The following is a 25,949-nucleotide window of genomic DNA, read 5'->3' as shown; positions in this document are numbered from 1 at the left end:
GTACGGAAGTGCGCTCTGGACTCTCATGATCACCCCTTTATGGCCTCCTGGCCACCCGTTCGGCAAGGTCCGCGGCACGAGGTTTTCTCCCCAGTTCCTCTCGGAGACCGTCGGAACCCCACGTTCCGAGCCCGTGGGCGGACCGGCCGGGACCGCGGCTCGGAGTGATTGGGCAGGTCAGGGGGCGGTGCCGGGGCGAGGCGGCGGCGACGGCGCGCGTAGCCGGCACCGCACGCCCGGTGACCAGGCGCCACGCCGTGGTACGAGCACCACTCACTCAGATGATGGATCACCCATGAGCCGAATGATCCAGACGGGGGTGATCAAGCAAGCGCTACCAGGTCTGCGTAGTCCGCGTTCCACAGGTCCTCGACGCCGTCCGGCAGCAGGATGATGCGCTCCGGCTCCAGCGCGTCCACCGCCCCCTCGTCGTGGGTGACGAGGACGACGGCGCCGGTGAAGGTGCGCAGCGCACCGAGGATCTCCTCGCGGCTGGCCGGGTCGAGGTTGTTGGTCGGCTCGTCGAGCAGCAGCACGTTCGCGGAGGAGACGACGAGGGTGGCGAGCGCGAGCCGGGTCTTCTCGCCGCCGGAGAGCACGCGGGCGGGCTTGTCGACGTCATCGCCGGAGAAGAGGAACGAGCCGAGCACCTTGCGCCTCTCGACGGCGTCCATGTCGGGCGCGGCCGAGGCCATGTTCTCCAGCACCGAGCGGTCCGGGTCGAGGGTCTCGTGCTCCTGCGCGTAGTAGCCCAGCTTGAGGCCGTGGCCGGGGGTGACCCCGCCGGTGTCGGGCTTCTCGACGCCGGCCAGCAGCCGCAGCAGCGTGGTCTTCCCGGCGCCGTTGAGGCCGAGGATGACGACGCGGGAGCCCTTGTCGACGGCGAGGTCGACGTCGGTGAAGACCTCCAGCGAGCCGTACGACTTGGACAGGCCCTCGGCGGTCAGCGGCGTCTTGCCGCACGGGGCCGGGTCGGGGAACCGCAGCCGCGCGACCTTGTCGGCCTGCCGCTGCTCGTCGAGCCCGGAGAGCAGCCGCTCGGCGCGGCGGGCCATGTTCTGCGCGGCGGTGGCCTTGGTGGCCTTGGCGCGCATCTTGTCGGCCTGCGCGTTGAGCGCGGCGGCCTTCTTCTCGGCGTTGGCGCGCTCGCGGCGGCGGCGCTTCTCGTCCGCCTCGCGCTGCGCCAGGTAGAGCTTCCAGCCCATGTTGTAGACGTCGATCCGGGCGCGGTTGGCGTCGAGGTAGAAGACCTTGTTGACGACGGTCTCGACGAGCTGTTCGTCATGGGAGATGACGACGAAGCCGCCGTGGTACGTCTTCAGGTAGTCCCGCAGCCAGACGACGGAGTCGGCGTCGAGGTGGTTCGTCGGCTCGTCCAGCAGCAGGATCTCGGAGTCGGAGAAGAGGATCCGCGCCAGCTCGACGCGGCGGCGCTGGCCGCCGGAGAGCGTATGGAGCGGCTGGCCGAGCACCCGGTCGGGCAGTCCGAGGCTGGCCGCGATGGTCGCGGCCTCGGCCTCGGCGGCGTACCCGCCCTTCGTCAGGAACTCCGTCTCCATGCGCTCGTAGCGCCGCATGGCCTTCTCGCGGGTGGCGCCCTTGCCGTTCGCCATCCGGTCCTCGTCCTCACGCATCTTGCGGATGACGGCGTCCAGGCCGCGGGCGGCCAGGATGCGGTCGCGGGCGAGCACGTCGAGGTCGCCGGTCCGCGGGTCCTGCGGCAGGTAGCCGACGGTGCTGCCGCGGGTGACGGCGCCGGTGGCGGGCTGGCCCTCGCCGGCCAGGACCTTGGTCAGGGTGGTCTTGCCGGCGCCGTTGCGCCCGACCAGGCCGATGCGGTCGCCCCTGGCGATGCGGAAGGTGGCGGATTCGAGGAGGATGCGGGCGCCGGCGCGCAGCTCCAGGCCGGTGGCGGTGATCACGGAAGTTCTCCAGGGCAGGACGAGGACGGCAGGGACGGAGGGTTACGGAGCTACGCCGCTACTCATGCACGTGGAGAGTTGCCATGCGGCAAGTGTATCGGGGGCCGCAACCCGATTAACCCGCCGGATCCGGCGGGCGGCCCCGGGAGCGCGGCCGGGCTGCCGCCGTCGGTGGCCGGTGCCAGACTGCCCGTACAGGCTTCGAGAGGACGTGATCCGCATGCCCGGCAGCGACGACGCCCCGACCGTCTACCCCACCCTGCTGTACGACGACGCCAAGGCCGCCGTCCGGCTGCTGACCGAAGGGCTGGGCTTCCGGGAGGTCGCGGTCTACGAGGGCGAGGACGGCACGGTGGTGCACGCGGAGCTGGCCCAGGGGAACGGGATGGTGATGCTGGGCTCGAAGGGCACCGGCAGCGAGTTCGACAGGGCGGTGGGCGCCGGCGGCCCCAGCGCGGTGTACGTGGTGGTGGACGACCCCGACGCGCACCACCGCCAGGCCGTGGAGCACGGCGTGGAGATCCTGGTGCCGCCGACCGACCAGGACTACGGGGCGCGGGACTACATGGCGCGCGACCACGAGGGCAACGTCTGGAGCTTCGGCACGTACGCGCCCGTCCCCGGCTGACCCGCGCCCGCCCCGCTCACGCCCCGCCGGTGTGCACCCGGAAGGCCGCCCGGCGCACGGCCTTGGCCACGGCCGGGTCGGGGTGCGCGGCGGCCAGCGCCACCAGCACCTGGACCGTACGGGGATGGCCCGCGCCCCCCACCTCCGCCAGCAGCGCCGGCACGCTGCCCTGCACCGCGGACTCCAGATGCCGTACCAGCAGGCTGCCCTCGCCGTGGTCGGCGACCGCGGCGGCGGTGTCGACCCACAGCCAGGTCGCCTCCTCGCGGGTCAGCGCGCCCAGCGCCTCGTCCGCGTCGCCGCCCTCCTGCTCCGCCAGCCACAGCAGCGCGTACGGCCGCAGCATCGGCTCGTCGCACGACTCGCGCACCGCGCTCTCCGCCGCCGCGCCGACCACGCGCAGCGCCTCGAACGCCAGCCCGCGCAGCAGCGCGTCGTCGCCCCGCGCCACCTCCAGCAGCTCGGCGACCGCGCTGCCCGAGGGCCGCGCCGCCAGCCAGGCGCGGTACTCGGCGCGGGCCGGCCCCGGCGTCAGCCCCGCGCAACTGCGGAGCATCGCCTCCGCGGGCTTCTCGATGTGGCCCTCGGGGCCCTGGGCGGCGATGCAGATCTGCTCGATCTTCATCCACACGGCCCAGTGGCCCAGCGGGGTCAGCGACACCTCGGGGCCCTCCCGGATCAGCGCCCCCACGGAGGCGAACGCCTCCAGGGCCCAGTCCAGCAGCCCCGACAGCAGCGCCGGCAGCTCCGCGTCCGGCACTTCCGCCGCCGCCGGCTCGGCGGCCTGGCCCGGCACGGGGGTGCCCTCGCTGCCGTACGCGACCTCGCAGCGCTCGGTGCGCAGTTCCTCCACGCGCTGGCCGAGGAGGTCGAGCAGGACGGGGACGCGGACGGGGCCGCCGGTGAGGTGGAGCAGGGCGAGCATCTGCGGCATGGCCTCGATGGCGTCGCCGAGGGCGACGGAGTCGACGGCCAGCGGCTCGGGCGCGGGGTGGGCCAGCGACCAGGCGTCGAAGAGCGCGACCCAGCCGCGGAGCACGGCGCGCTCGTCGCGGTCCCAGGCCCGCAGCCGCCAGGCGGGACGGGCGTACGCGCCCTGCACCTCGACCAGGCCCGCGAGCCGGGCCCGGTCCCACTCGGCCTGCGGTGCCTCCGTCCAGGGCTGTGGCCGCCCCTCGGCCCACCTGGCGACCCGCACCGCCTCGGCGAGCAGGGTGCGGGCGTGGCCGGCGAGCACCCGGGGCGCGGCGATGCCCTCCGGGGGCCGCGGCGCGGGGCGTAGGGCCCGGTCGACGACGGCCCGGCGGGCTGCGGCGGCCATCTCGCGACGGGGCTGCCTGGGGACGAGGCGGAGCGGCGGGTGGTGCGAACTGTGCGCCATCACGCACCAAGTCTCGCGGGTGGGGCGGCGAAAGCCCAATCCGGGGTTGGCGAGGGGCACTCAGGGGGGTACCGCGGCGCGCTCGGCACCGGCCCCCGGAGCGGGCTAGAGCAGCGGGGTCAGGAAGCGGCGCACGGTGTCGTCGTACGCGTGCGGGGTGGCGTTCCACAGCGCCGCGTGCCGGCCGTCGGGGACCTCGCGGAGCACCAGCCGGTCGCCGCCGCGGGCCGCGAACGCCCGCGCCGCGGCGAGCGGGGCGACGTCGTCGGACTGGCCCTGCAGCACCAGCGTCGGCGCCTCGGGCACGGCGAGCGCGGTGTCCAACTCCGCGTACTCCCCGGCCGCCAGCACCGCCAGCCCGCGCAGCGGCGGCGGCAGGGCGAGCCGTCCGCGGGCGCCGGAGCGGCCGGCGAGGGCCCGTACCGCGGCGCGCCAGTCGAGCACCGGCGAGTCCAGCACCAGCCCGGCGATGCCGTAGGCGGCGGCGGACTCCGCGGCCGTGCGCAGCGCCATGGTGGCGCCCGCGGACCAGCCGTACAGCACCGCGCGCCGGGCGCCGTGGCGTACCGCCCAGTGGAGCGCCGCGTCGAGGTCGGGCCACTCGGCGTGGCCGAGCGCGCCGCGGCCGCCGGGGGCCGGCGGCGCGTCGGGATCACCGCGGTAGGCGGGGGCGAGGACCGGCAGCCCCAGCTCGTGCAGCAGCGGCAGGGCGGTCAGGACCTGTTCGCGGGTGTCGCCGAGGCCGTGGGCGGCGATGACCCAGGTGGCGCGGGCGCCCGGCACGTACCACGCGGGCAGCGGCCCGAGCGGGCCCTCGACGGTGACGTCCTCGTACGCGATGCCCAGCGCCGAGCGCGGCGTGCCCACGTACACCTTCGGCGTCAGCCGCACCCGCGTGCCCGCGTCGAGGCTGCCGTGGGTGACCCGCTCCAGGCGGCGCACGAGCCGGCCGCCCGGCCGGGACTCGGCGCGCACCAGCGGGCCGACGACGGCGTGCACGCCGGGGGCCATCAGGCCGTACGCCTCGGGGCGCAGGGCGGGCGGCGAGCCGGGCGCGAGGGTGACCTGCCCGTCCGCCGCTTCGACGACCCGCAGCCGGGGGCCGTCGAAGCCGACGGGGCCCGCGGGGGTGGGCCGCAGGGCGGAGCGGGAGCCGTACCGCCCGGCGGCCACGGCGGCGGCCCCGGCGCCGAGTCCGGCGGCGAGAAGGCTGGTCAGGGTCGCGGCGGCCGGTTTGATACGCATCCCGCCCATTGTCCGCGTACGGCCAGGACCCTGCCAGTGCGCGCACCCGCCCGGGTCACGGGCGGGCGGCCGCACGGCTCACCCCTGGCCGTAGCCCTTCAGCTTCTCCACCACCTCCCCGAGCTGATCCGCCGACAGCAGCGACGGGCTCAGCCCCGGTACCGAACGCGCGGCCAGCCACACCCGGCACATCCATTCGAGCTGGGCGGTCCTGTCGTACGCCTGCGCCAGGCCGGCGCCGTAGGCGACGGTGCCGTGGTTCTGCAGCAGGCACGCGGACCGCCCGGCCAGCGCCTCCAGCATGCCCGCGGCCAGCTCCGCCGTCCCGTACAGCGCGTACGGGGCGACGCGCACCGGGCCGCCGAGGGCCGCGGTGGCGTAGTGGACGGTGGGCAGCTCGGGCACGAGCGTGGAGACGGCCGTCGCGTGCACGGCGTGGGTGTGCACGACGGCGCGGGCGTCGGTGCTCCCGTAGACCGCGAGGTGCATGGGCAGCTCGCTCGTCGGCCTGAGCGAGCCGTGCGTCTGCCGCCCCCGCAGATCGACGGCGACGAGGTCGTCGTCCCCCAACTCCTCGTAGGGAACGCCGGTCGGGGTGATGAGCACATGGTCGCCCACCCGCGCGGAGACGTTGCCCGAGGTTCCGACCACCAGCCCTTCGGAGTACATCCGCCGGGCCGTCGCCAGCAGCTCACGCCACGCGTGACGCATCTGTATCCTCCCTATGACCTGCGCATGAAGCGTCCGCCCGGAGACATTGCGACACCCATTCGCCCTCGTCACCGTCGCGTCCGGCCCAGTTCACCTTGTGTTCACTCGGAGTACTTACGTTCCTCACGGCCCCCGACCTTCGAGCGGATTGCTTGGGTACATGGAACACCTCACTCTCATCATCGGAGTCGTCGTAGTCACCGCCCTGGTGTTCGACTTCACGAACGGGTTCCACGACACCGCCAACGCCATGGCCACCACCATCTCCACCGGGGCTCTCAAGCCCAAGACGGCGGTGGCGATGAGCGCAGTCCTCAACCTCGTCGGCGCCTTCCTCTCCGTGGAAGTCGCCAAGACCATCTCCGGCGGCATCATCGACGAAGGGTCCGGCATCCAGCCCGAAGTGATCTTCGCCGGGCTGGTGGGTGCGATCGTCTGGAACCTGCTGACCTGGCTCGCCGGGCTGCCCTCCAGTTCCTCGCACGCCCTCTTCGGCGGTCTGATCGGCGCGACCCTCGTCTCCGTCGGCTGGAACGGCGTGCACATGGACGCCATCGTCATGAAGGTCCTCATCCCCGCCATCGCCGCGCCGCTGGTCGCGGGCATCGCCGCCGCCGCCGCGACCCGGCTGACCTACCGGCTGGCCAGCCGCCGCTCCGCGGGCCAGACGGCGAAGGGCTACCGCGCCGGGCAGATCACCTCCGGTGCGCTGGTCTCCCTCGCGCACGGCACCAACGACGCACAGAAGACGATGGGCGTCATCACCCTGGCGCTGATCACCGGCGGCGCACTGTCCCCGGGCGCCGACCCGCCCACCTGGGTCATCGTCTCCGCCGCGCTGGCCATCGCGCTCGGCACGTACCTCGGCGGCTGGCGCATCATCCGCACCATGGGCAAGGGCCTCACCGACATCCAGCCGCCGCAGGGCTTCTCCGCCCAGACCAGCTCGGCCACGGTGATCCTCGCCTCCTCGCACCTCGGCTTCGCCCTGTCCACCACCCAGGTCTGCTCCGGCTCGATCATGGGCTCCGGCGTGGGCAAGAAGGGCGGCGTGGTGCGCTGGAGCACCGCCGGGCGGATGGTCGCCGCGTGGGGGCTCACCCTGCCGGCCGCGGGGCTGATCGCAGGGGCCTCGGCGTTCCTCGCCGACCAGGGCGACTGGGGTGTGGTGACGGTCGCCGTCCTGGGCATCGCGGCCTGCGCGACGATCTGGGCGGCCTCGCGCCGCGACCGGGTCGACCACTCCAACGTCAACGACGTGGACCCGGCGACCGGCCAGGCGGCCGCGGTCGCCGACGGCGGCACGGAGGCTGCCGTGGAGCCGGTGAGCATCCCCTCGCCGCGGACCGCGTCCGGTCCCGCCTCCCAGGCCACGGTCTGACCGGCCGATCCCCGACTGAGTACTGAGGAAGCAGCATGGACATCGACTGGGCAGCACTCGGCGAGGTCTTCGGCGTCAGCCTCGTCATGACGGTGGCGCTCGTGGGCCTCTTCACGGTCGGCATCGTCGGCCTCTCCCCGAAGACGGAGCCCGAGGGCGCCGACGGCGTCACGACGACCGAGACGGCACCCTCCGCCCTGGCCAGGACGGGTGCGTACGTATGCTTCACGCTGTGTGCAGCAGCCGTGGCGTACGGGATCTATCTGATCGTCAAATGACGGCGCGTGCCGGCGGCCTGCTGGTCGCCGGCACGACGTCGGACGCGGGCAAGAGCGTCGTCACCGCCGGCATCTGCCGGTGGCTGGCCCGGCGCGGCGTCTCCGTCGCGCCGTTCAAGGCGCAGAACATGTCGCTCAACTCGTACGTGACCCGCGAGGGCGCCGAGATCGGGCGGGCGCAGGCCATGCAGGCGGCGGCTGCCCGCACCGAGCCCAGCGCGCTGATGAACCCGGTGCTGCTGAAGCCCGGCGGCGAGGCGCGCAGCCAGGTCGTGGTGCTGGGCCGGCCGATGGCGGAGCTGAGCGCGGCGGGCTACCACGGGGAGCGGCAGCGGGCGCTGTTCGACACGGTCACGGACTGCCTGGAGGAGTTGCGGCGCGCGTACGACGTGGTGATCTGCGAGGGCGCGGGCAGTCCGGCGGAGATCAACCTGCGGCACAGCGACATCGTCAACATGGGGCTGGCGCGGGCGGCGCGGCTGCCCGTCGTGGTCGTCGGGGACATCGACAGGGGCGGGGTCTTCGCGTCGTTCTTCGGCACCACCGCGCTGCTGAGCGCCGCGGACCAGAGCCTGGTCGCGGGTTATCTGGTCAACAAGTTCCGCGGTGACGTCTCCCTGCTGGAGCCGGGGTTGTCGATGCTGCGCGGGCTGACCGGGCGGCAGACCCTGGGGGTGCTGCCGTACCGGCACGGGCTGGGCATCGACGAGGAGGACGGGCTGCGGCTGTCGCTGCGCGGCCGGATACGCGAGCTGCCCGCGGAGCCGCCGCACGGGGCGGAGGTGCTGCGGGTGGCGGTGGTGCCGGTGCCGCTGATGTCGAACTTCACCGACGTGGACGCGCTGGCCGCGGAGCCGGGCGTCGCGGTGCAGTTCACCGACCGGCCGGAGGAGCTGGCGGACGCGGACCTGGTGGTGCTGCCGGGAACGCGGGGCACGATACGGGCGCTCGCGTGGCTGCGGGAGCGGGGCATCGACGCGGCGGTGGCGCGCCGGGCGGCGCAGGGGCGGCCGGTGCTGGGCATCTGCGGCGGGTTCCAGATGCTGGCGGAGCGGATCGGCGACGCGGAGGGCGTGGAGGCGCGGCCGGCGCAGTCGGTGGCCGGGCTGGGACTGCTGCCGGTGCGGGTGGAGTTCGCGGCGGACAAGACGCTGGGCCGGCCGGCGGGCACGGCGCTGGGCGAGCCGGTGGAGGGGTACGAGATCCACCACGGGGTCGCGGACGTACGGGGCGGGGAGCCGTTCCTCGCCGGGTGCCGGGTGGGCCAGGTGTGGGGGACGCACTGGCACGGAGCCCTGGAGAACGACGGCTTCCGGCGGGCGTTCCTGCGGCAGGTGGCGTCGGACGCGGGCCGGGCGTTCGTCCCGGCGCCGGACACGTCCTTCGCGGGGCTGCGGGAGGAGCAGTTGGAGCGGCTGGGGGACCTCATCGAGGAGCACGCGGACACCAAGGCCCTGCTGCGCCTGATCGAGTCGGGCGCCCCGGGCGACCTTCCGTTCCTGCCGCCCGGGGCACCGACGAAGTAGCGGCCGTACCGGTACGCGGGGACGTCGCCGATACCGGTACGGCCTTCGGGCACGGTGCCGCACGCGCGCCGCTCAGGCGCGTGTCAGCCCCGCGTCCGGATTCGGGCCAGCACCAGGCCGCTCAGGCCCAGGCCGACGAGCAGGGCCGCGCCGCCGACCAGGTACGGGGTCGTCGAGCTGCCGCCCGTTTCGGCGAGTTGCTGCCCGGGGGCGGGGTCCGTGGTGTCGCCGGGCCGTTCGTCCTGGACCGGCTCGGCGTCGCCCTGCGGGCGTTCGCCGGGCTCCTCCGCCGGGTCCGTACCGCCGCCCGCCGGGGTCTCGCACGCGGCCTCGACCAGCGTCACCTCGCCCTCCACCGCGGCGACGTTCAGCTTCAGCGGGTTCACCGACACCCGCAGCCGCAGCGCCGCGGCGCTCGCCGCCGACCGCGTGGTCTCCGTCTGCGAGAAGCCGAGCGACACCTCCCCCACGCCCGGCACCGTGACCACCGTCGGCTCCCCGCCCACGGTGACCGTGACGCGCTTGCCCAGCACCGTGACGGAGCCGAGGGTGCGGGACTCCGCCCTCGGCTTCGCGCCCACCGCGCACACGGCCGTCGACGTCACCTCCTCGACCTCGATGAGGGAGAGCGCGGGCAGCCCGGGGACGTGCACCTCGGCGCGGGCGAGGTTCGACGACGCCTCGGCGCCGTCCTCGTCCACGGTGGCGTCCGCGGTGGCGACTTCGGCGCGCGCGATGTTCACCGCCCCGGCGCCGGCGGGGTGTTCCTCGCCCTCGGCGGCCCTGAGGCCGTCGACCCGGACGTCGAGCGCGGTCTTGTCCGCGGCGCCGGAGTCGCGGCCGGCGGCGGGCACGCGGACCTCGTTGAGCGTGGAGAGCACCGGTACCTGCACGGTCTTGTCGAGCAGCGAGACGTCGAGGTCGGCGCGGAGCACGGAGGCGCCGGCCGAGCCCGTACGGGCCGGGGCGGCGCCGCCGGTGTCGTCGGCGTGCGCGGGTACGGCGAGGAACAGGGCCGGGCCGGTCAGCGCGGCCGCCGTGACGGCGGTCGCGGGCATGCGAAACAGACGGGACAAACGGGACAAGGAACAAACCCCCCACGGGTGAACGTGCGTCGGATCGTCAACTGCCCCGCCATGCTTACGCACTCAGGGTGACCCGACGGACACTCTGCGCTCGTTCACCCCATCGGGCGAATCAGGCCACGGAAGTCGGCCCCCTCCCCCGGCACTCTGCTCTCAGCCGACGATCCGGCCCCGCAGGACGATCCGCCGCGGCGCCGTCAGTACCCGCACGTCGCCCAGCGGATCGGCCTCGTACACCACGAGATCCGCCGGCGCGCCCTCCTCCAGACCCGGCCGCCCGAGCCACTCCCGCGCACCCCATGCCGCCGCCGAGACGGCGTCCGCCACCGGGATCCCGGCGGCGACCAGCTCACCCACCTCCTGCCCGACCAGACCGTGCGCCAGCGACCCGCCGGCGTCGGTGCCGGCGTAGACGGGGATCCCGGCGTCGTAGGCGGCGCGCACGGTGGCGTAGCGGCGGCTGTGCAGCCGGCGCATGTGGTCCGCCCAGCGCGGGAACCTGGCCTGGCCGCCCGCCGCGAGCTCGGGGAACGTCGCGATGTTGACGAGCGTGGGCACGATGGCGACGCCGCGCTCGGCGAAGAGCGGCAGGGTCTCCTCGGTGAGCCCCGTGGCGTGCTCGATGCAGTCGATGCCCGCCTCGACCAGGTCGCGCAGCGAGTCCTCGGCGAAGCAGTGGGCGGTCACGCGGGCGCCCAGGCGGTGCGCCTCGGCGATCGCGGGGGCCAGGGCCTCGCGCGGCCAGCAGGGAGTGAGGTCGCCCGCCACGCGGTCGATCCAGTCGCCGACGAGCTTGACCCAGCCGTCGCCCCTGCGCGCCTCGCGGGCGACGTACGCGACGAGGTCGGCGGGTTCGATCTCGTGGGCGTAGTTGCGGATGTAGCGGCGGGTACGGGCGATGTGACGGCCGGCGCGGACGATCCGCGGCAGGTCGTCGCGGTCGTCGATCCAGCGGGTGTCGGCGGCGGAGCCCGCGTCGCGCAGCAGCAGGGCGCCGGCCTCGCGCTCGGCGCGGGCCTGCTTCTCGCTGGTGGCGTCGTCCACGGCGCCGTGTGCGTCGAGCCCGACGTGGCAGTGTGCGTCGACGAGCCCGGGCAGCGCCCAGCCCTCGATGTCGACGACCTCACGCGCGGCGGCCGGTGGCGTGAAGGTGACGCGCCCGCCCACCACCCACAGCTCGTCGCGGACTTCCTCGCGGCCGGTCAGCACCCGGCCCCTCACGCGCAGCACCGGGCTCTCGCTCATGCGGGGCACCTTAGCCAACCGCCGGCTCCGGCGATCTCCCGGGCGTAGCACAGCGACGTACACGCGAAGGAACGAACACGGGGGGTGAGGCATTGACGTATGTTTAACGGCAGTTTATCGTCGCCTCCGCGAAGTGATTTTCCCGTCTTCTTCTGCCCGCTTCCCGGTCGGATAAACCAGGTAATTTTTCGGCCAGTCAACCTTCTCAATCCGGACACTGGCCGGAGTCGTTATCAATACGTTACATTTCTGACCTGGACGTCGAGTCCCCCCGGGAATTCCATGATATATCGGGGCATATCCCCTTCGGTTCGCGCGCTCGCGCGTGCCCGCGGATAACATATCTACGTCCCTTTTGTAACCCCTATCGGCCGTGCGATTTCAATTTCCCCTAGGTAAATTCAATCTGCATGACTGCCGCACAAGCAGACCTAGCAGGCCCTCCCGATAAACCCCGCACCGCGGCTGCAGACGAGGCGGGTGTCCGGCTGGACACCCCGCGAATCGAGGACGGCGCCGCAATCTGGCGCATCGCACGCGACTCCGGCTCGCTGGACCTCAACTCGTCGTACAGCTATCTCCTGTGGTGTCGCGACTTCGCCGACACCACGGTCGTGGCACGGGACTCGGACGGCGCCCCGGTCGGCTTCGTCACCGGCTATATCCGGCCCGCGCGGCCGGAGACCCTCGTCGTCTGGCAGATCGCCGTGGACGCCGCGTTCCGCGGCCGCGGACTGGCCGGCGCACTGCTCGACGGGCTGACGGAGCGCGCGCTGCAGGACCGCGCCATACAGCGTCTCGAAACGACCATCACGCCGGACAACTCCGCCTCCGACCAGCTCTTCCGCTCGTACGCGCGCCGCCACGGCGCCGACGTCGACCGCGACGTGCTGTTCCACGGCGAGCACTTCCCGGACGGGCACGAGCCCGAGCTGCTGTACCGCATCGGCCCCCTCGCGGGCTGAGTGCACCGCCCCATTCGCACCCCCCGCACGTCGGATCATCTCCCAGGAGAACGCTGTGACCATCACACCGCCCGCCCTGAGCGTCTTCGAGACCCTGGAGTCGGAGGTGCGCAGCTACTGCCGTGGCTGGCCCGCGGTCTTCGACCGGGCCCAGGGCAGCTATCTGTACGACGAGGACGGCCACACCTACCTCGACTTCTTCGCCGGCGCCGGCTCCCTCAACTACGGCCACAACAACGCCGTGCTCAAGCGCGCCCTGCTCGACTACCTGGAGCGCGACGGCATCGTGCACGGCCTGGACATGGCCACCACCGCCAAGCGGGCGTTCCTGGAGACCTTCCAGAACGTCGTGCTGCGCCCCCGCGACCTGCCGTACAAGGTCATGTTCCCCGGGCCGACGGGCACCAACGCCGTCGAGGCGGCGCTGAAGCTGGCCCGCAAGGTCAAGGGCCGCGAGTCGATCGTCTCGTTCACCAACGCCTTCCACGGCATGTCGCTCGGCTCGCTCGCCGTCACCGGCAACGCCTTCAAGCGCGCCGGCGCCGGCATCCCGCTGGTGCACGGCACCCCGATGCCGTTCGACAACTACCTCGACGGCCAGGTCCCGGACTTCCTGTGGTTCGAGCGGCTGCTGGAGGACCAGGGCTCCGGGCTCAACAAGCCCGCCGCCGTCATCGTCGAGACCATCCAGGGCGAGGGCGGCATCAACGTGGCCCGCGCCGAGTGGCTCCGCGGCCTCGCCGAGCTGTGCAAACGCCGCGACATGCTGCTCATCGTCGACGACATCCAGATGGGCTGCGGCCGCACCGGCGGCTTCTTCTCCTTCGAGGACGCGGGCATCACGCCGGACATCGTCACGCTGTCCAAGTCGATCAGCGGCTACGGGCTGCCGATGTCGCTCACGCTGTTCAAGCCGGAGCTGGACATCTGGGAGCCGGGCGAGCACAACGGCACGTTCCGCGGCCACAACCCGGCGTTCGTCACCGCCACCGCGGCGCTCGACACGTACTGGGCCGACGGGCAGATGGAGAAGCAGACCCTCGCCCGCGGCCGGCAGATCGAGCAGGCGCTGGTCGCGATCTGCGCGGAGCACGCCGACGCGGACGCCACGTACCGCGGTCGCGGCATGGTGTGGGGGCTTGAGTTCCCCGACCCCGCGCGCGCCACGCGTGTCTGCCGGCGCGCCTTCGAGCTGGGACTCATCCTGGAGACCTCCGGGCCGCAGAGCGAGGTCGTCAAGCTGCTGCCGGCGCTGACGACGACGCCGGACGACCTGGACGAGGGGCTGCGCACGCTGGCCCGGGCGGTCCGCGAGACCGCCTGAGGACCGGGGCGCGGCCCCCGCCCGTCGCGTACGGGCAGGCACGTACACGCGACCGGCCGGCGGCAGAGCCGCCGGCCAGTCCCGAGAGAGAGGCACCAAGGCACCGTGATCGTCCGATCCTTCAAGGAGCTTGAGGGCACCGACCGGCACATCAAATCCGCGTCGGGCACCTGGGAGAGCAAGCGCATCGTGCTCGCGAAGGAGCGCGTCGGCTTCTCCCTCCACGAGACCGTGCTCTACGCGGGCACCGAGACGTCCATGTGGTACGCCAACCACATAGAGGCCGTCGTCTGCGTCGAGGGCGAGGCCGAACTCACCAACGACGAGACCGGCGAGAAGCACGCCATCACGCCGGGGACGATGTACCTGCTGGACGGGCACGAGAAGCACACCATGCGGATCAAGCAGGACTTCCGCTGCATCTGTGTCTTCAACCCGCCGGTCACGGGCCGCGAAGACCACGACGAGAACGGCGTGTACCCCCTGCTGACTGAGGAGGACTGAGAACCATGGCCAGCCCGACTGTCACCGACCTCTACCCGACGCGCGGCGCGGAAGAAGTGAGCACGCCCCGTCAGGACCCGGTGGTCTGGTCGGAACCGGGTGCCGACGGGCCCATCCCGCCCTGGGAGCTGGAGGGCTACGAGCGCAACGGCTACCTGACGGTCGACCAACTGATCACTCCGGAGGAGGTGGAGACGTACAAGGCCGAGCTGGACCGGCTCATCGCCGACCCGCAGATACGCGCCGACGAGCGCTCGGTCGTCGAGGCCAGCACCCAGGCCGTACGCTCCATCTTCGAGATCCACAAGATCAGCGACGTCTTCGGCAAGCTGGTACGCGACGAGCGCGTCCTCGACCGGGCGCGGCAGATCCTCGGCTCCGACGTGTACATCCACCAGAGCCGGATCAACATCAAGCCCGGGTTCGGTGCCACCGGCTTCTACTGGCACTCGGACTTCGAGACCTGGCACGCCGAGGACGGCCTGCCGAACATGCGGACCGTGTCGGTCTCGATCGCGTTGACGGAGAACTACGAGACCAACGGCGGCCTCATGATCATGCCGGGGTCGCACAAGACCTTCCTCGGCTGCGCGGGCGCCACGCCGAAGGACAACTACAAGAAGTCGCTGCAGATGCAGGACGCCGGCACGCCGTCGGACGGGGCGCTGACGGAGATGGCCGAGGCGCACGGTATCAAGCTGTTCACCGGCACGGCCGGGGGTGCGACCTGGTTCGACTGCAACTGCATGCACGGCTCGGGCGACAACATCACCCCGTATGCGCGCAGCAACGTTTTTCTCGTCTTCAACAGCGTGGAGAACGCGGCGGTGGAGCCGTTCGCGGCCCCGGTGCGGCGGCCTGACTTCATCGGCGCACGGGACTTCACGCCGGTGAGGTGACGCGGAGCGCCGAGGTCACGGAGTACACGTACCGCGCCCCCCGCCCGGATCTCCGGGCGGGGGGCGCGGACGCGTCCGTGGCTGCTTCGGTGTGTACGCCTGTGACCGGTCGGCTACGGGGCGTCGAAGGCGTGGTCGTCCGCGCAGAGGCCCTGGCCGCCCGTGCCCGTGACGTCCTGCAGCCGCCGCACGGCCGCCTGCTCCAGGGCCTGCGTGAAGACGTCCGCCGGCTGCCCGCCGGAGACGGCGAAGCGGCGGTCGATGACGAAGAACGGCACACCGCCCGCGCCCAGCTCGGCGGCTTCCTTCTCGTCGGCGCGCACGGCGTCGGCGTAGGCGTGCTCGTCCGCGAGCACCCTGCGTACCTCGTCGGCGTCGAGGCCGACGCCGGTGGCGATGTCGACGATCGTGTCGTCCTCGCCGATCGGGCGGGCCTCGGCGAAGTTCGCCGTGTACAGCGCGTCGAGGAGCCGGTCCTGGAGGCCGTGCTCCTTGGCGAGGTGCAGGAGGCGGTGCAGGTCGAAGGTGCCGGTGACGAACCGGTCGTGGCGCATGCCGAGGCCCTCGGCCGCGGCGGCGCCGCCGACCCGGTCCTCCATCGCCTTGAGCTGCGCGTCGTCCCAGCCGAACTTGGCCTTCAGCTCGTCGCCGAGCGGCTGGCGGCCGTCCCGCGGCGCCCCGGCGGACAGCTCGAACGAGCGGTGCACCACCTCGACCTCGTCCCGGCCGGCGAAGGCGGCCAGGCCCTTCTCGAACCGGGCCTTGCCTATATAGCACCAGGGGCAGATGACGTCGGACCAGATCTCTACACGCATGACGGCATCAACGGGCGAGGCGGTGGGGGGTATTCCCCGCGGGCTACGAGACCACGGCGGTCAGGGATCCGGGGTCAGGGGATCCGGGGTCAGGGGGATGCCGCAGCGCAGGTTCCAGCGGCCGGCGCGGCCGGTCAGCTCGGTGCGGGTCAGAGGCGGTACGTCAAGGCGCCAGAAGGCCGCGGAGGGCAGGTCGAGGGCGTGTATGACGGCGGCCCGCACGGCCGCGGGCTCGGCGACGGCGACGATGCGGTGGGTGCGCTCGGACACCGGGGCGGCAGGGCTCTTCGTGCTCTCCGGACCGGACGGTACGGCCGGTCCCGCCGGCCCGGTCAGGCCGTCCAGCCACACGCCCACCCGCCCCCGCAACTGCAGCAGAGACTCCCCGCCGTGCGGCGCCGCAGCCGGATCCGTCAGCCAGGCCCGTACCGCCTCGCCCTCCGCCTCCGCCAGTTCCTCCAGCCCCCGCCCGCGCCAGCGGCCGACGTCCCAGTCCGCCAGTTCCGCCTCCGGCTCCGCCGCGAGCCCCAGCGCGTCGGCCGTCTGCCGGCAGCGGACCGACGGCGCGGCGTACGCCGGCGTGTGCGTACGCAGCGAAGCCGCCGCATGTGCGCCTGCGCGCTCCGCCGCACGTCGGCCCGCCGCGTCCAGCGGCTCGTCCGCGCCGAACACCGCGTGCCGCAGCTCGGCGTTGACCGCCGGCGTGACGAGCATCACCCGGACTGTCACCAGCCGTCTCACCTGCCCCTTCCCTATCTCGGCCGGCGGACGCCCGCTGGTCGCCGACCCGCAGGCGACGGTATCGTCACCTCGTCAACCGAAGACGACGGCGCAACGGAAGCCCGGTGAGATTCCGGCACGGCCGCGCCACTGTGAGCCGGACGACGCCCCGCGCGGGGCGGAGTCCGGTGAGTCAGACCCGCACCGTCGTGAGCAGCTCCACCGAATGGGACGCGTGATCCCCGGGAGGTTTTCCGCCATGGCTCAGTCAGCCGTGTCACCCACGACATCCGCCGCCGACGGACCGGCCGGCTCTCTCCTCACCCCCGTCCCGCTGAAGACCCTCGCCCCGTGGGCGCTGTTCGGCGGGATCCTGATGCTCGTTCTGCTGTACTTCGTCGGCGCCGAACAGGGCGCTGCGTCCGTGGTGTCCGGCGAAGGCGTGCACGAGTGGTTGCACGACGGCCGGCATCTCCTGGGCTTCCCCTGCCACTGAGCGGGGGGATTCCGGTGATGACGCTGAACTCTGCGGCGGTGCGCGGGCTGTTGCTGCGCGGAATGCTGGCGGGGCTGGGGGCGGGGGTGCTGGGGCTGGCCGTCGCGTACGTCGTGGGCGAACCGCAGGTGGATGCGGCGATCGCCCAGGAGGCGCACGCGGGCGGTCACGGTTCCGGTTCCGGTTCCGGTTCCGGTTCCGGTTCCGGAGAAGAAGAACTGGTCAGCCGCTCCCTGCAGTCCACGGCGGGCCTGGCGACGGGCCTGCTCGTCTACGGCGTCGCGCTCGGCGGCCTCGCGGCGCTGGCCGTCGCGTACGCGCTGGGCCGCGTCGGCCGGTTCGGACCGCGGTCGACGGCGCTGCTGCTGGCGCTGGGCGGACTGGTCACGGTCTCCGCGGTGCCGTTCCTGAAATACCCGGCGAACCCACCGGGCGTCGGCGACCCGTCGACGGTCGGCTCCCGGACGACGCAGTACTTCCTGATGGTGGTGCTGAGCGTGCTGCTGGCGGTCGGTGCGGCGGTGGTCGGGCGGCGGCTGGTGCCGCGGCTGGGCGGCTGGTACGCGACGGTGGCGGGCGGCGCGGTGTTCGTGGCGGCGGCGGCGGTGGCGGCGGCGCTGCTGCCGGAGTCGTCGGTGGCCGTGCCGGAGGGGTATCCGGCGGATGTGCTGTGGCGGTTCAGGTTGGCGTCTGTGGGGGTGCACGGGGTGGTGTGGGTGGGGTTCGGGTTGTTGTTCGGGGAGTTGGCGGAGAGGTTGCTGGCGAGGGGTGGGGCGGGCCGGGCGCGGGGGGCGCCGGTGGCGGGCTGAGGGGGGTTGTTCCCCGGCCCCGCCCCTTCCCGAAACTCAGGGGCTCCGCCCCCGAGACCCCCGCGGGGCCGCGCCCGGCACCCGCGTCCACGTAGCCGCCCGGAGCTCCGGGCGGGGCTGCGCCCCGCACCCCTTCCGGGGGCTTCGCCCGAATCGCACCCCAACCGCACCGAACGGCACCATGACACCCACCAGCGCATCACACCCTGCCCGGCTCGTCCGCGGCCGCTCTCTGGCGTACGCCCTGGGCATCACCCTGGGTTACGCCGCCGACCACCTCTTCGGCGACCCCCGACGCGGCCACCCGGTAGCGGGGTTCGGCCGCGCGGCAGCGGCACTCGAAACCCGCCTCTGGCGCGACACCCGCCCGGCGGGCGCCCTGCACACGGCGCTCTGCGTAGGCGCGACGGTGGCGGCTGCCGCCCTGGCCACGGCAGCAACCCGCAAGGGCGCAGCCGTGGGCGGCGGTTCGGGGCGGAGCCCCGAGGGGCGCGCAAGTGAGGGGCCGAGGCGCGGCCTCGCAGGACCCGCGCGCGCGGCCCGTGGCCGGGACCCGGGGCGGAGCCCCAAGGGGATCAGGGGCGCAGCCCCGGCGGGGCCTCGGGGGCGCAGCCTCCGGGTTCCGGGAAGGGGCGGGATCGGGGAACACACCCCCCTGGTCCTCCTCACCGCGCTCGGCTCCTGGGCCGTTCTCGGCGGTGCCTCCCTGCGGCGGGAAGCCCTCGGCATCGCCCGCGCCCTCCACGCCCACGACCTCGACGACGCCCGCCACCGCCTCCCCCGTCTCTGCGGGCGCGACCCCCACCTCCTCGGTGAAGCCGACATCGCCCGCGCCGTCGTCGAGTCCGTCGCCGAGAACACCTCCGACGCCGTCGTCGGCGCCCTCGTCTGGGGGGCCGTCGGCGGCGTTCCCGGGCTCGCCGGGTTCCGGGCCGTCAACACCCTCGACGCCATGGTCGGGCACAGGTCCGCCCGCTATCTGCGCTTCGGCTGGGCCGCCGCCCGGCTCGACGATCTCATCGGCCGTCCCGGCGCCCGCCTCACCGCCGCGCTCGCGACGCTCGCCGGGCCCGATCCCCGCGCCGCCCGGCGCGTCTGGCGCGAGGACGGGCCCGGGCATCCGAGCCCCAACGCCGGCCCCGTGGAAGCCGCGTTCGCCGGTGCGCTCGGGCTGCGGCTCGGCGGGGAGCTGTCGTACGCGGGGCGGAAGGAGCACCGGGCCCTCCTCAACCCGACCGGACGGGTTCCGGACGTCCACGACATCGAGCGTGCCGTCCGCCTCTCCTCCCGTGTCTGCTTCCTCGCCCTCCTCACCACCACCCTCGCCGCCCTGCTCCCCACCGAAGCGAGTGCCGCATGACCACCGTGCTCCTCCTGTCCACCGCCGACACCGACCTCCTCGCCGCCCGCGCCTCCGGCGCGGACTTCCGTATCGCCAACCCTTCCCGCACCGACCCCTCCGACCTGCCCGGACTCCTCGACGGAACGGACGTCGTCGTCGTCCGGCTCCTCGGCGGCAAGCGCGCCTGGGCGGACGGGCTCGCCGCCCTGCGGGCCGCGGGGCGGCCCACCGTGCTACTGGGCGGGGAGTCGGTGCCCGACGCCGAACTGATGGCCGAGTCGTCCGTGCCCGCCGGGGTGGTCGCCGAGGCGTTGCGCTATCTGGTGGAGGGCGGGCCCGCGAACCTCGCCGAGCTGAGCCGGTTCCTGTCGGACACCGTGCTGCTCACCGGCGAGGGCTTCGCCCCGCCGAGGGTGATGCCGGCCTACGGGGTGCACGGTTCGTACGGGCTGAAGGACGACCGGCCCACCGTCGGCGTGCTCTTCTACCGCGCCCACGAACTCTCCGGGAACACCGCCTTCGTCGACACCCTCTGCGGGGCCGTCGAGGCGCACGGAGCCAACGCCCTGCCCGTGTACTGCGGTTCGCTGCGCGGCGCGGAGTCCGGGCTGTTCGAGCTGCTGGGCCGCGCCGACGCCCTCGTGGCCACCGTGCTCGCCTCCGGTGGGACGCGGCCGGGCGACGCCTCCGCCGGCGGGGACGACGAGGCGTGGGACGTCGGGGCGCTCGCGGAGCTGGACGTGCCGGTGCTCCAGGGGCTGTGCCTGACGTCGGGGCGCGGCGCGTGGCTGGCCTCGGACGCGGCGCTGTCGCCGATGGACGCGGCGATGCAGGTGGCGATTCCCGAGTTCGACGGGCGGCTGGTGACGGTGCCGTTCTCGTTCAAGGAGGACGGTCCGGGCGGCGTGCCGGTGTACGTCGCGGACGCGGAGCGGGCCGCGCGGGTCGCGGGGATCGCGGTGCGGCACGCGCGGCTGCGGCACACGCCGAACGGCGAGAAGCGGGTCGGGCTCGTCTTCACCGCGTACCCCACCAAGCACTCCCGCGTCGGCAACGCCGTCGGCCTGGACACGCCCGCCTCCGCCGTCAGGCTGCTCGACGCGCTACGGGCCGCGGGGTACGGCGTCGAGGGCCACCCCGACGACGGCGACGAGCTGATCCACCGGCTGATCGCCGCCGGCGGGCACGACGTGGAGTGGCTGACGGAGGAGCAGTTGGCGGCGGCACCCGCGCGCGTGCCGCTGGGCGACTACGAGCGGTGGTTCGCCGCGCTCGACCCGGAGCTGCGGGCCTCGGTGGTCGAGCACTGGGGCGAGCCGCCGGGCGAGCTGTACGTGGACGACGGTGACGGCGGGCCCGCCGTCGTGCTGGCGTCGCTGCGCTTCGGCAACGTCGTGGTGATGATCCAGCCGCCGCGCGGCTTCGGCGAGAACCCCATCGCGATCTACCACGACCCGGACCTGCCGCCGTCGCACCACTACCTGGCCGCGTACCGCTGGCTGGATCGCACGTTCGGCGCCGACGCGCTCGTGCACATGGGCAAGCACGGCACGATGGAGTGGCTGCCGGGCAAGGGCCTCGGGCTGTCGGCGGGGTGTGCGCCGGACGCGGTGCTGGGGGATCTGCCGCTGGTGTACCCGTTCATCGTCAACGACCCGGGCGAGGGCACCCAGGCCAAGCGCCGCGGACACGCCACGGTGGTCGACCACCTCGTGCCGCCGATGGCCCGCGCCGACTCCTACGGCGACCTGGCGAAGCTGGAGCAGTTGCTCGACGAGTACGCGCTCGTCTGCGACCTCGATCCGGCGAAGGCCCCGGCGGTGCGCAGCCAGATCTGGACGCTGGTACGGGCCGCGGAGCTGCACCACGACCTGCATGTGGCGGAGCAGCCGGAGGACGCCGACTTCGACGAGTTCGTCCTGCACGTCGACGGCTGGCTGTGCGAGATCAAGGACGTGCAGATCCGGGACGGGCTGCACGTGCTGGGCGCGGGACCGGTCGGCGGGCCACGGGTGAACCTGGCGCTGGCGGTGCTGCGTTCCGCACAGATGTGGGGCGGTGCCGGCGGGGCGCTGCCGGGGCTGCGGGCGGCGCTCGCGGCGCGGGCGGGGCTGGTCGAGGCGGAGCTGCTGGCGGAGCCGGGGGCGCGGATCGCGGTGCCGGCCACGCTGGCGGAGTGGGGCGCGGCCGGGGGTGGCGGTCGGCCTGCCGGGCGCGGTCCGGCGGAACCCTCGGCAGCCGCCGCTGCGGGGGACCGGCGGCCCCCGGCCCTCCGTACCGCTTCCGACGCCGTCGACCTGCTGGAATCCCTCGCCCGTCGCCTCGCGGAGTTCATGGAGGCGCACGACTGGTCCGCCGAGGCCGCGGGTCCCGCCGTGGCGGAGGTGCTGGGGGTCGAGTGCCCGGACGCCGTACGGGTACTGGAGTTCGCAGCCGCGGAACTCGTTCCGCGGCTGCGCCGCACCGGCGACGAGATCGGCAACGTCCTGCACGCGCTCGACGGCGGCTACGTCCCCGCGGGGCCGTCCGGCTCCCCCACCCGCGGTCTCGTCAACGTGCTGCCGACCGGCCGCAACTTCTACTCCGTCGACCCCAAGGCCATCCCCTCCCGGCTCTCCTGGGACGTCGGCAGCGCCCTCGCCGACTCCCTCCTCGCCCGCCACCTCGCCGACCACGGGGCGTACCCGAAGTCCGTGGGGCTGACGGTCTGGGGCACCTCCTGCATGCGCACCCAGGGCGACGACATCGCGGAGATCCTGGCGCTGCTGGGCTGCCGCCCGGTGTGGGACGACGCCTCGCGGCGGGTGACGGGCTTCGAGGTGGTGCCGCCCGCGGAGCTGGGCCGGCCGCGCATCGACGTGACGGTACGCATCTCGGGCTTCTTCCGCGATGCCTTCCCGCACGTCGTCGGCCTGATGGACGACGCGGTGCGCGCGGTCGCGGAGCTGGACGAGCCGCCGGAGGCCAACTTCGTACGGGCGCACGCGGACGAGGACACCGCCGCCCACGGCGATCGCCGCCGCGCCACCGCCCGCATCTTCGGCTCCAAGCCCGGCGCGTACGGCGCGGGCCTGCTGCCGCTGATCGACGCCCGCAACTGGCGCTCCGACGCCGACCTCGCGGAGGTCTACGCGGTCTGGGGCGGCTACGCCTACGGCCGCGGGCTCGACGGGAGGGCGGCGCGCGGCGACATGGAGGCGGCGTTCCGGCGGATCCAGGTGGCGGCGAAGAACGTCGACACGCGCGAGCACGACATCGCCGACGCCGACGACTACTTCCAGTACCACGGCGGCATGGTGGCGATGGTCCGCCATCTGACGGGCGGTTCGCCGGAGGCGTACATCGGCGACAGCGCCGTGCCCGAGCAGGTGAAAACGCGCACGCTGGGCGAGGAGACGCACCGCGTCTTCCGCGCCCGGGTGGTGAACCCGCGCTGGACGGCGGCGATGCGGCGGCACGGCTACAAGGGCGCGTTCGAGATGGCCGCCACCGTCGACTACCTGTTCGGCTACGACGCGACCGCCGGCGTGGTGGACGACTGGATGTACGAGAAGCTCGCCGCCGAGTACGTCTTCGACGCCGAGAACCAGGAGTTCATGCGGCGCTCCAACCCGTGGGCGCTGCGCGGGATCGGCGAACGGCTGCTGGAGGCGGCCGGGCGCGGTCTGTGGGCGGAGCCGGACCAGCGGACCCTGGCCCGGCTCCGCGAGATCTACCTCGAACTCGAGGGCGATCTGGAGGGGGAGGAATGACCCACAGGACGCGGACCGTGCAAGTCCGCTCCACGTCCGGCACGTACACGCTGGCACGATTCTTCCGCGTATCACAGCAGTTGACCGCCATATCACCCGTTGGAGGGGTCCGCGCATGAACACCGGTGCGCCGCACTATCCGTTCACCGCCGTCGTCGGCATGGCAGAACTCCGGCTCGCGCTGCTGCTCAACGCGGTGTCCCCGGCGGTCGGCGGGGTGCTCGTGCGCGGCGAGAAGGGAACGGCGAAATCGACCGCCGTACGAGCCCTCGCCGCGCTGCTCCCCGAGGTCGCCGTGGTGCCCGGCTGCCGTTTCTCCTGCGACCCGGCCGTGCCGGACGCCGGCTGCCCGGACGGCCCGCACGAGTCGGCGCGCACGGACGGTGTGCGCGCGGCGCGGATGGTGGAGCTGCCCGTGGGCGCCTCCGAGGACCGGCTCGCGGGGGCGCTGGACATCGAACGGGCGCTGGCCGAGGGCCGCAAGACGTTCGAGCCGGGGCTGCTGGCGGAGGCGCACCGCGGCGTGCTGTACGTGGACGAGGTCAACCTGCTCCACGACCACCTCGTCGACCTGCTGCTGGACGCCGCGGCCATGGGCGCCAACTACGTGGAGCGCGAGGGCGTCTCCGTCCGGCACGCGGCGCGCTTCCTGCTGGTGGGCACCATGAACCCGGAGGAGGGCGAGCTGCGCCCGCAGTTGCTGGACCGGTTCGGGCTGACGGTGGAGGTCGCCGCGTCCCGGGAGCCGGCGGAGCGGGCGGACGTGGTGCGGCGGCGCCTCGCGTACGACGCGGACGCGGCCGGCTTCGCGGCGCGCTGGGCGACGGAGGAGGACGCGCTGCGGGCCCGGATCGCGGCGGCCCGGGCGCTGCTGCCCGCGGTGACGCTGGGCGACGCGGCGCTGCGGCAGATCACGGCGACGTGCGCGGCGTTCGAAGTGGACGGGATGCGCGCGGACATCGTCATGGCCCGGACGGCGACGGTGCTGGCGGCGTGGTCGGGGCGTACGGACGTGGCGGCGGAGGACGTACGGCAGGCGGCGCTGCTGGCGCTGCCGCACCGGCGGCGGCGCAACCCCTTCGACGCGCCGGGGCTCGACGAGGAGAAGCTGGACGACACGCTACGGGAGCACGGCGGCACGGACGAGGGCCCGCCGGACGGCGACGGCGGCGGGGCACCGCCCGGGGACGCGGACGGACCGGAGCCGGCCCGGCCGGAGCAGCCCGGCGACGCCGGACCCGGTGACGCGGCGCCGCAGCGACACCCCGGCGCCGGCGCCCCGCGGGACCCCGCGCCGCAGGACCCGTCCCGTACGGACACCGCCGAGCCGCCCGGCTCCGCCCCCACCGCCACCCGCGCCCCGGCGGAGGAACCCGGCGTGGAGCCCTCTCCGCCCGGGACCGCGCCACCCCCGCCCGACGACCGGCCCGCCGCCCCCGCCGAGCCGTTCCGCACCCGCCGCCTCGACGTCCCCGGCGTCGGGGAGGGCGCCGCAGGCCGCCGCTCCCGCGCCCGTACCGCCCGCGGCCGCACCACCGGCGCCCGCCGCCCCCGCGGCGCCCTCGGCACCCTGCACCTCGCCGCCACGGTCCAGGCCGCCGCCCCGCACCAGCACGCGCGCGGCCGCCGCGGCCCCGGTCTCGTCGTCCGCCGCGACGACCTGCACGAGGCCGTCCGCGAGGGCCGCGAGTCGAATCTCGTGCTCTTCGCCGTCGACGCCTCGGGATCGATGGGCGCGCGGCAGCGCATGGGCGCCGTGAAGGGCGCCGTGCTGTCGCTGCTGCTGGATGCGTACCAGCGCCGTGACAAGGTCGGCCTGGTCACCTTCCGCGGCCGGGACGCGGAGGTGGCGCTGCCGCCCACCTCCTCGGTGGACGCCGCGGCGGTCCGGCTGGAGCGGCTGCCCACCGGCGGCCGCACCCCGCTGGCCGCCGGGCTGCTGCGGGCCCGCGAGACGCTGCGCGTCGAGCGGCTGCGGGACCCGGCGCGCCGCCCGCTGCTGGTCGTCGTCACCGACGGCCGGGCGACGGGCGGCCGGGAGCCGGTGGGCCGGGCGGCGCGCGCGGCGCGCCTGCTGGCGGCCGAGGGGGTCGCTTCGGTAGTCGTCGACTGCGAGTCGGGGCCGGTGCGGCTGGGGCTCGCGGGCGAACTGGCCCGCGAGCTGCGGGGCACGGCGGTGGCGCTGGGCGAGCTGCGGGCGGAGGCGGTGACCGGGCTCGTCCGGGACGCCCGGGGGGACCGGCGCGCACGTGCCGTACCCGACGTGCCCGGCACCGGTCGTGAGTCGAGGAGTCCGAGGAGGGCCGCCTGATGCCGAAGGGACAGCCCGCCGCCGTACCGGACGACGGCCTGACGACGCGGCAGCGCCGCAACCGCCCGCTGGTCGTGGTGCACACGGGCACGGGCAAGGGGAAGTCCACGGCCGCCTTCGGGCTGGCGCTGCGGGCCTGGAACCAGGGGTGGCCGATCGGGGTGTTCCAGTTCGTGAAGTCCGCCAAGTGGCGGGTCGGCGAGGAGCGGGCGCTGCGGGTCCTCGGCGCGAGCGGCGAGGGCGGCACGGTGGCGTGGCACAAGATGGGCGAGGGCTGGTCGTGGATCCAGCGGCCCGCCAAGGAGGCCGAGCCGGACAACGAGGCGCGGGCCCGGGAGGGCTGGGAGCAGGTCAAGCGGGACCTGGCGGCGCAGACGTACCGGCTGTACGTCCTCGACGAGTTCGCGTACCCGATGCACTGGGGGTGGGTGGACACCGCCGAGGTGATCGCGGTGCTGCGGGACCGGCCGGGCAGCCAGCACGTCGTCATCACGGGCCGCAACGCGCCCGCGCCGCTGGTCGGGTTCGCCGATCTCGTCACGGAGATGGGCAAGGTCAAGCACCCCATGGACGCGGGCCAGAAGGGCCAGCGAGGCATCGAATGGTGAGA

At 74.0% G+C, this 25,949-nt stretch carries 22 protein-coding genes and 1 riboswitch; of the genes, 14 read left to right on the top strand and 8 right to left on the bottom strand.

All coding sequences use genetic code 11. From position 1 onward, the window contains the following. Positions 1 to 323: 323 nt before the first annotated feature. The gene (locus tag ABGA99_RS31945; protein WP_347575682.1) at positions 324 to 1,922 is read right to left on the bottom strand and encodes an ABC-F family ATP-binding cassette domain-containing protein; all 1,599 of its coding nucleotides are present in this window, start codon (positions 1,920 to 1,922) and stop codon (positions 324 to 326) included. A gap of 220 nt (positions 1,923 to 2,142) precedes the next feature. Here ABGA99_RS31945 and ABGA99_RS31940 point away from each other — a divergent pair, with 220 nt between their 5' ends. Further along, entirely contained in the window at positions 2,143 to 2,550 is a 408-nt protein-coding gene (locus tag ABGA99_RS31940; RefSeq protein WP_347575681.1) for a VOC family protein, read from the top strand. A gap of 16 nt (positions 2,551 to 2,566) precedes the next feature. Here the strand turns inward: ABGA99_RS31940 and ABGA99_RS31935 are convergent, their stop codons facing one another. The 3 genes from ABGA99_RS31935 to ABGA99_RS31925 form a co-directional block, all read right to left on the bottom strand. Next, on the bottom strand, positions 2,567 to 3,871 hold the full coding sequence (locus ABGA99_RS31935; protein WP_347584006.1) for a hypothetical protein: 1,305 nt from the start codon (positions 3,869 to 3,871) through the stop codon (positions 2,567 to 2,569). Between the two features lie 165 nt (positions 3,872 to 4,036). Further along, positions 4,037 to 5,176, bottom strand: a complete 1,140-nt coding sequence (locus tag ABGA99_RS31930) for a prolyl oligopeptidase family serine peptidase (RefSeq protein WP_347584005.1) — start codon at positions 5,174 to 5,176, stop codon at positions 4,037 to 4,039. Positions 5,177 to 5,254: 78 nt separating this feature from the next. After that, positions 5,255 to 5,887, bottom strand: coding sequence for a class II aldolase/adducin family protein (locus ABGA99_RS31925; RefSeq protein ID WP_347575678.1), 633 nt, complete (start codon positions 5,885 to 5,887; stop codon positions 5,255 to 5,257). A gap of 160 nt (positions 5,888 to 6,047) precedes the next feature. On the opposite strand from ABGA99_RS31925, the gene ABGA99_RS31920 reads away from it, so the two are divergent. Genes ABGA99_RS31920 through ABGA99_RS31910 form a run of 3 tightly spaced genes read left to right on the top strand, consistent with a single transcriptional unit; the run spans position 6,048 to position 9,072 of the window. After that, positions 6,048 to 7,268, top strand: a complete 1,221-nt coding sequence (locus ABGA99_RS31920; RefSeq protein ID WP_347575677.1) for an inorganic phosphate transporter — start codon at positions 6,048 to 6,050, stop codon at positions 7,266 to 7,268. Between the two features lie 35 nt (positions 7,269 to 7,303). Further along, positions 7,304 to 7,546 (top strand): hypothetical protein, encoded by a 243-nt coding sequence (locus ABGA99_RS31915; protein WP_347575676.1) that lies wholly within the window; start codon positions 7,304 to 7,306, stop codon positions 7,544 to 7,546. Continuing rightward, entirely contained in the window at positions 7,543 to 9,072 is a 1,530-nt protein-coding gene (locus tag ABGA99_RS31910; protein ID WP_347575675.1) for a cobyric acid synthase, read from the top strand. The genes ABGA99_RS31915 and ABGA99_RS31910 overlap by 4 nt, the downstream gene beginning before the upstream one ends. Before the next feature lie 83 nt (positions 9,073 to 9,155). Here ABGA99_RS31910 and ABGA99_RS31905 read toward each other — a convergent pair whose 3' ends face one another. Together ABGA99_RS31905 and ABGA99_RS31900 are read right to left on the bottom strand one after the other, a co-directional pair. Continuing rightward, positions 9,156 to 10,130, bottom strand: a complete 975-nt coding sequence (locus ABGA99_RS31905; RefSeq protein ID WP_347575674.1) for an SCO1860 family LAETG-anchored protein — start codon at positions 10,128 to 10,130, stop codon at positions 9,156 to 9,158. 180 nt (positions 10,131 to 10,310) lie between these two features. Further along, positions 10,311 to 11,402, bottom strand: coding sequence for an amidohydrolase family protein (locus tag ABGA99_RS31900; RefSeq protein ID WP_347575673.1), 1,092 nt, complete (start codon positions 11,400 to 11,402; stop codon positions 10,311 to 10,313). Positions 11,403 to 11,812: 410 nt separating this feature from the next. Between ABGA99_RS31900 and ectA the strand changes: the two genes are divergently transcribed. The 4 genes from ectA (at position 11,813) to thpD (ending at position 15,094) form a co-directional block, all read left to right on the top strand. Then, on the top strand, positions 11,813 to 12,367 hold the full coding sequence (ectA, locus tag ABGA99_RS31895; RefSeq protein ID WP_347575672.1) for a diaminobutyrate acetyltransferase: 555 nt from the start codon (positions 11,813 to 11,815) through the stop codon (positions 12,365 to 12,367). A 55-nt stretch (positions 12,368 to 12,422) separates the two neighbouring features. Next, positions 12,423 to 13,691, top strand: coding sequence for a diaminobutyrate--2-oxoglutarate transaminase (ectB, locus tag ABGA99_RS31890; protein ID WP_347575671.1), 1,269 nt, complete (start codon positions 12,423 to 12,425; stop codon positions 13,689 to 13,691). 105 nt (positions 13,692 to 13,796) lie between these two features. Further along, a complete protein-coding gene (locus tag ABGA99_RS31885) occupies positions 13,797 to 14,195 on the top strand; it encodes an ectoine synthase (RefSeq protein ID WP_101425214.1) in 399 nt (132 codons plus the stop codon). 5 nt (positions 14,196 to 14,200) lie between these two features. Next, complete coding sequence (gene thpD, locus ABGA99_RS31880; protein WP_347575670.1) at positions 14,201 to 15,094, top strand: ectoine hydroxylase; 894 nt, start codon at positions 14,201 to 14,203, stop codon at positions 15,092 to 15,094. A gap of 113 nt (positions 15,095 to 15,207) precedes the next feature. Here thpD and ABGA99_RS31875 read toward each other — a convergent pair whose 3' ends face one another. Together ABGA99_RS31875 and ABGA99_RS31870 are read right to left on the bottom strand one after the other, a co-directional pair. Beyond that, positions 15,208 to 15,909: a DsbA family oxidoreductase gene (locus ABGA99_RS31875; RefSeq protein WP_347575669.1), complete on the bottom strand. Its 702-nt coding sequence runs from the start codon at positions 15,907 to 15,909 to the stop codon at positions 15,208 to 15,210. 60 nt (positions 15,910 to 15,969) lie between these two features. Further along, complete coding sequence (locus tag ABGA99_RS31870; RefSeq protein WP_347575745.1) at positions 15,970 to 16,623, bottom strand: histidine phosphatase family protein; 654 nt, start codon at positions 16,621 to 16,623, stop codon at positions 15,970 to 15,972. Positions 16,624 to 16,745: 122 nt separating this feature from the next. After that, positions 16,746 to 16,828, top strand: a riboswitch (cobalamin riboswitch). A gap of 60 nt (positions 16,829 to 16,888) precedes the next feature. On the opposite strand from ABGA99_RS31870, the gene ABGA99_RS31865 reads away from it, so the two are divergent. The 6 genes from ABGA99_RS31865 to cobO all read left to right on the top strand — a co-directional run bounded on the left by ABGA99_RS31865 (position 16,889) and on the right by cobO (position 25,947). After that, positions 16,889 to 17,125 (top strand): CbtB domain-containing protein, encoded by a 237-nt coding sequence (locus tag ABGA99_RS31865; protein ID WP_347575668.1) that lies wholly within the window; start codon positions 16,889 to 16,891, stop codon positions 17,123 to 17,125. Positions 17,126 to 17,148: 23 nt separating this feature from the next. Beyond that, positions 17,149 to 17,934, top strand: a complete 786-nt coding sequence (locus ABGA99_RS31860) for a CbtA family protein (RefSeq protein WP_347575744.1) — start codon at positions 17,149 to 17,151, stop codon at positions 17,932 to 17,934. Between the two features lie 181 nt (positions 17,935 to 18,115). Continuing rightward, positions 18,116 to 19,294: a cobalamin biosynthesis protein gene (locus ABGA99_RS31855; RefSeq protein ID WP_347584004.1), complete on the top strand. Its 1,179-nt coding sequence runs from the start codon at positions 18,116 to 18,118 to the stop codon at positions 19,292 to 19,294. Further along, positions 19,291 to 23,028 carry a cobaltochelatase subunit CobN gene (gene cobN, locus ABGA99_RS31850; protein WP_347575666.1) on the top strand — a complete coding sequence of 1,246 codons (3,738 nt, stop codon included), beginning with the start codon at positions 19,291 to 19,293 and terminating at the stop codon, positions 23,026 to 23,028. The genes ABGA99_RS31855 and cobN overlap by 4 nt, the downstream gene beginning before the upstream one ends. 115 nt (positions 23,029 to 23,143) lie before the next feature. Then, positions 23,144 to 25,339 (top strand): putative cobaltochelatase, encoded by a 2,196-nt coding sequence (locus ABGA99_RS31845; RefSeq protein ID WP_347575665.1) that lies wholly within the window; start codon positions 23,144 to 23,146, stop codon positions 25,337 to 25,339. Continuing rightward, positions 25,339 to 25,947, top strand: a complete 609-nt coding sequence (cobO, locus tag ABGA99_RS31840; RefSeq protein WP_347575664.1) for a cob(I)yrinic acid a,c-diamide adenosyltransferase — start codon at positions 25,339 to 25,341, stop codon at positions 25,945 to 25,947. The genes ABGA99_RS31845 and cobO overlap by 1 nt, the downstream gene beginning before the upstream one ends. Positions 25,948 to 25,949: the final 2 nt, after the last annotated feature.

The sequence above is a fragment of the Streptomyces sp. B5E4 genome (assembly GCF_039871555.1).
Classification (GTDB): Bacteria; Actinomycetota; Actinomycetes; order Streptomycetales; family Streptomycetaceae; genus Streptomyces.
This window is presented reverse-complemented; position numbering and strand designations above follow the sequence as displayed.

Coding starts and splice junctions, on each gene's coding strand:
- ABGA99_RS31940 (WP_347575681.1), top strand. CDS start 2,143: ATGCCCGGCAGCGACGACGCCCCGACCGTCTACCCCACCCTGCTGTAC.
- ABGA99_RS31935 (WP_347584006.1), bottom strand. CDS start 3,871: ATGGCCGCCGCAGCCCGCCGGGCCGTCGTCGACCGGGCCCTACGCCCC.
- ABGA99_RS31930 (WP_347584005.1), bottom strand. CDS start 5,176: ATGCGTATCAAACCGGCCGCCGCGACCCTGACCAGCCTTCTCGCCGCC.
- ABGA99_RS31925 (WP_347575678.1), bottom strand. CDS start 5,887: ATGCGTCACGCGTGGCGTGAGCTGCTGGCGACGGCCCGGCGGATGTAC.
- ABGA99_RS31920 (WP_347575677.1), top strand. CDS start 6,048: ATGGAACACCTCACTCTCATCATCGGAGTCGTCGTAGTCACCGCCCTG.
- ABGA99_RS31915 (WP_347575676.1), top strand. CDS start 7,304: ATGGACATCGACTGGGCAGCACTCGGCGAGGTCTTCGGCGTCAGCCTC.
- ABGA99_RS31910 (WP_347575675.1), top strand. CDS start 7,543: ATGACGGCGCGTGCCGGCGGCCTGCTGGTCGCCGGCACGACGTCGGAC.
- ABGA99_RS31905 (WP_347575674.1), bottom strand. CDS start 10,130: ATGCCCGCGACCGCCGTCACGGCGGCCGCGCTGACCGGCCCGGCCCTG.
- ABGA99_RS31900 (WP_347575673.1), bottom strand. CDS start 11,402: ATGAGCGAGAGCCCGGTGCTGCGCGTGAGGGGCCGGGTGCTGACCGGC.
- ectA (WP_347575672.1), top strand. CDS start 11,813: ATGACTGCCGCACAAGCAGACCTAGCAGGCCCTCCCGATAAACCCCGC.
- thpD (WP_347575670.1), top strand. CDS start 14,201: ATGGCCAGCCCGACTGTCACCGACCTCTACCCGACGCGCGGCGCGGAA.
- ABGA99_RS31875 (WP_347575669.1), bottom strand. CDS start 15,909: ATGCGTGTAGAGATCTGGTCCGACGTCATCTGCCCCTGGTGCTATATA.
- ABGA99_RS31870 (WP_347575745.1), bottom strand. CDS start 16,623: ATGCTCGTCACGCCGGCGGTCAACGCCGAGCTGCGGCACGCGGTGTTC.
- ABGA99_RS31865 (WP_347575668.1), top strand. CDS start 16,889: ATGGCTCAGTCAGCCGTGTCACCCACGACATCCGCCGCCGACGGACCG.
- ABGA99_RS31855 (WP_347584004.1), top strand. CDS start 18,116: ATGACACCCACCAGCGCATCACACCCTGCCCGGCTCGTCCGCGGCCGC.
- cobN (WP_347575666.1), top strand. CDS start 19,291: ATGACCACCGTGCTCCTCCTGTCCACCGCCGACACCGACCTCCTCGCC.
- ABGA99_RS31845 (WP_347575665.1), top strand. CDS start 23,144: ATGAACACCGGTGCGCCGCACTATCCGTTCACCGCCGTCGTCGGCATG.
- cobO (WP_347575664.1), top strand. CDS start 25,339: ATGCCGAAGGGACAGCCCGCCGCCGTACCGGACGACGGCCTGACGACG.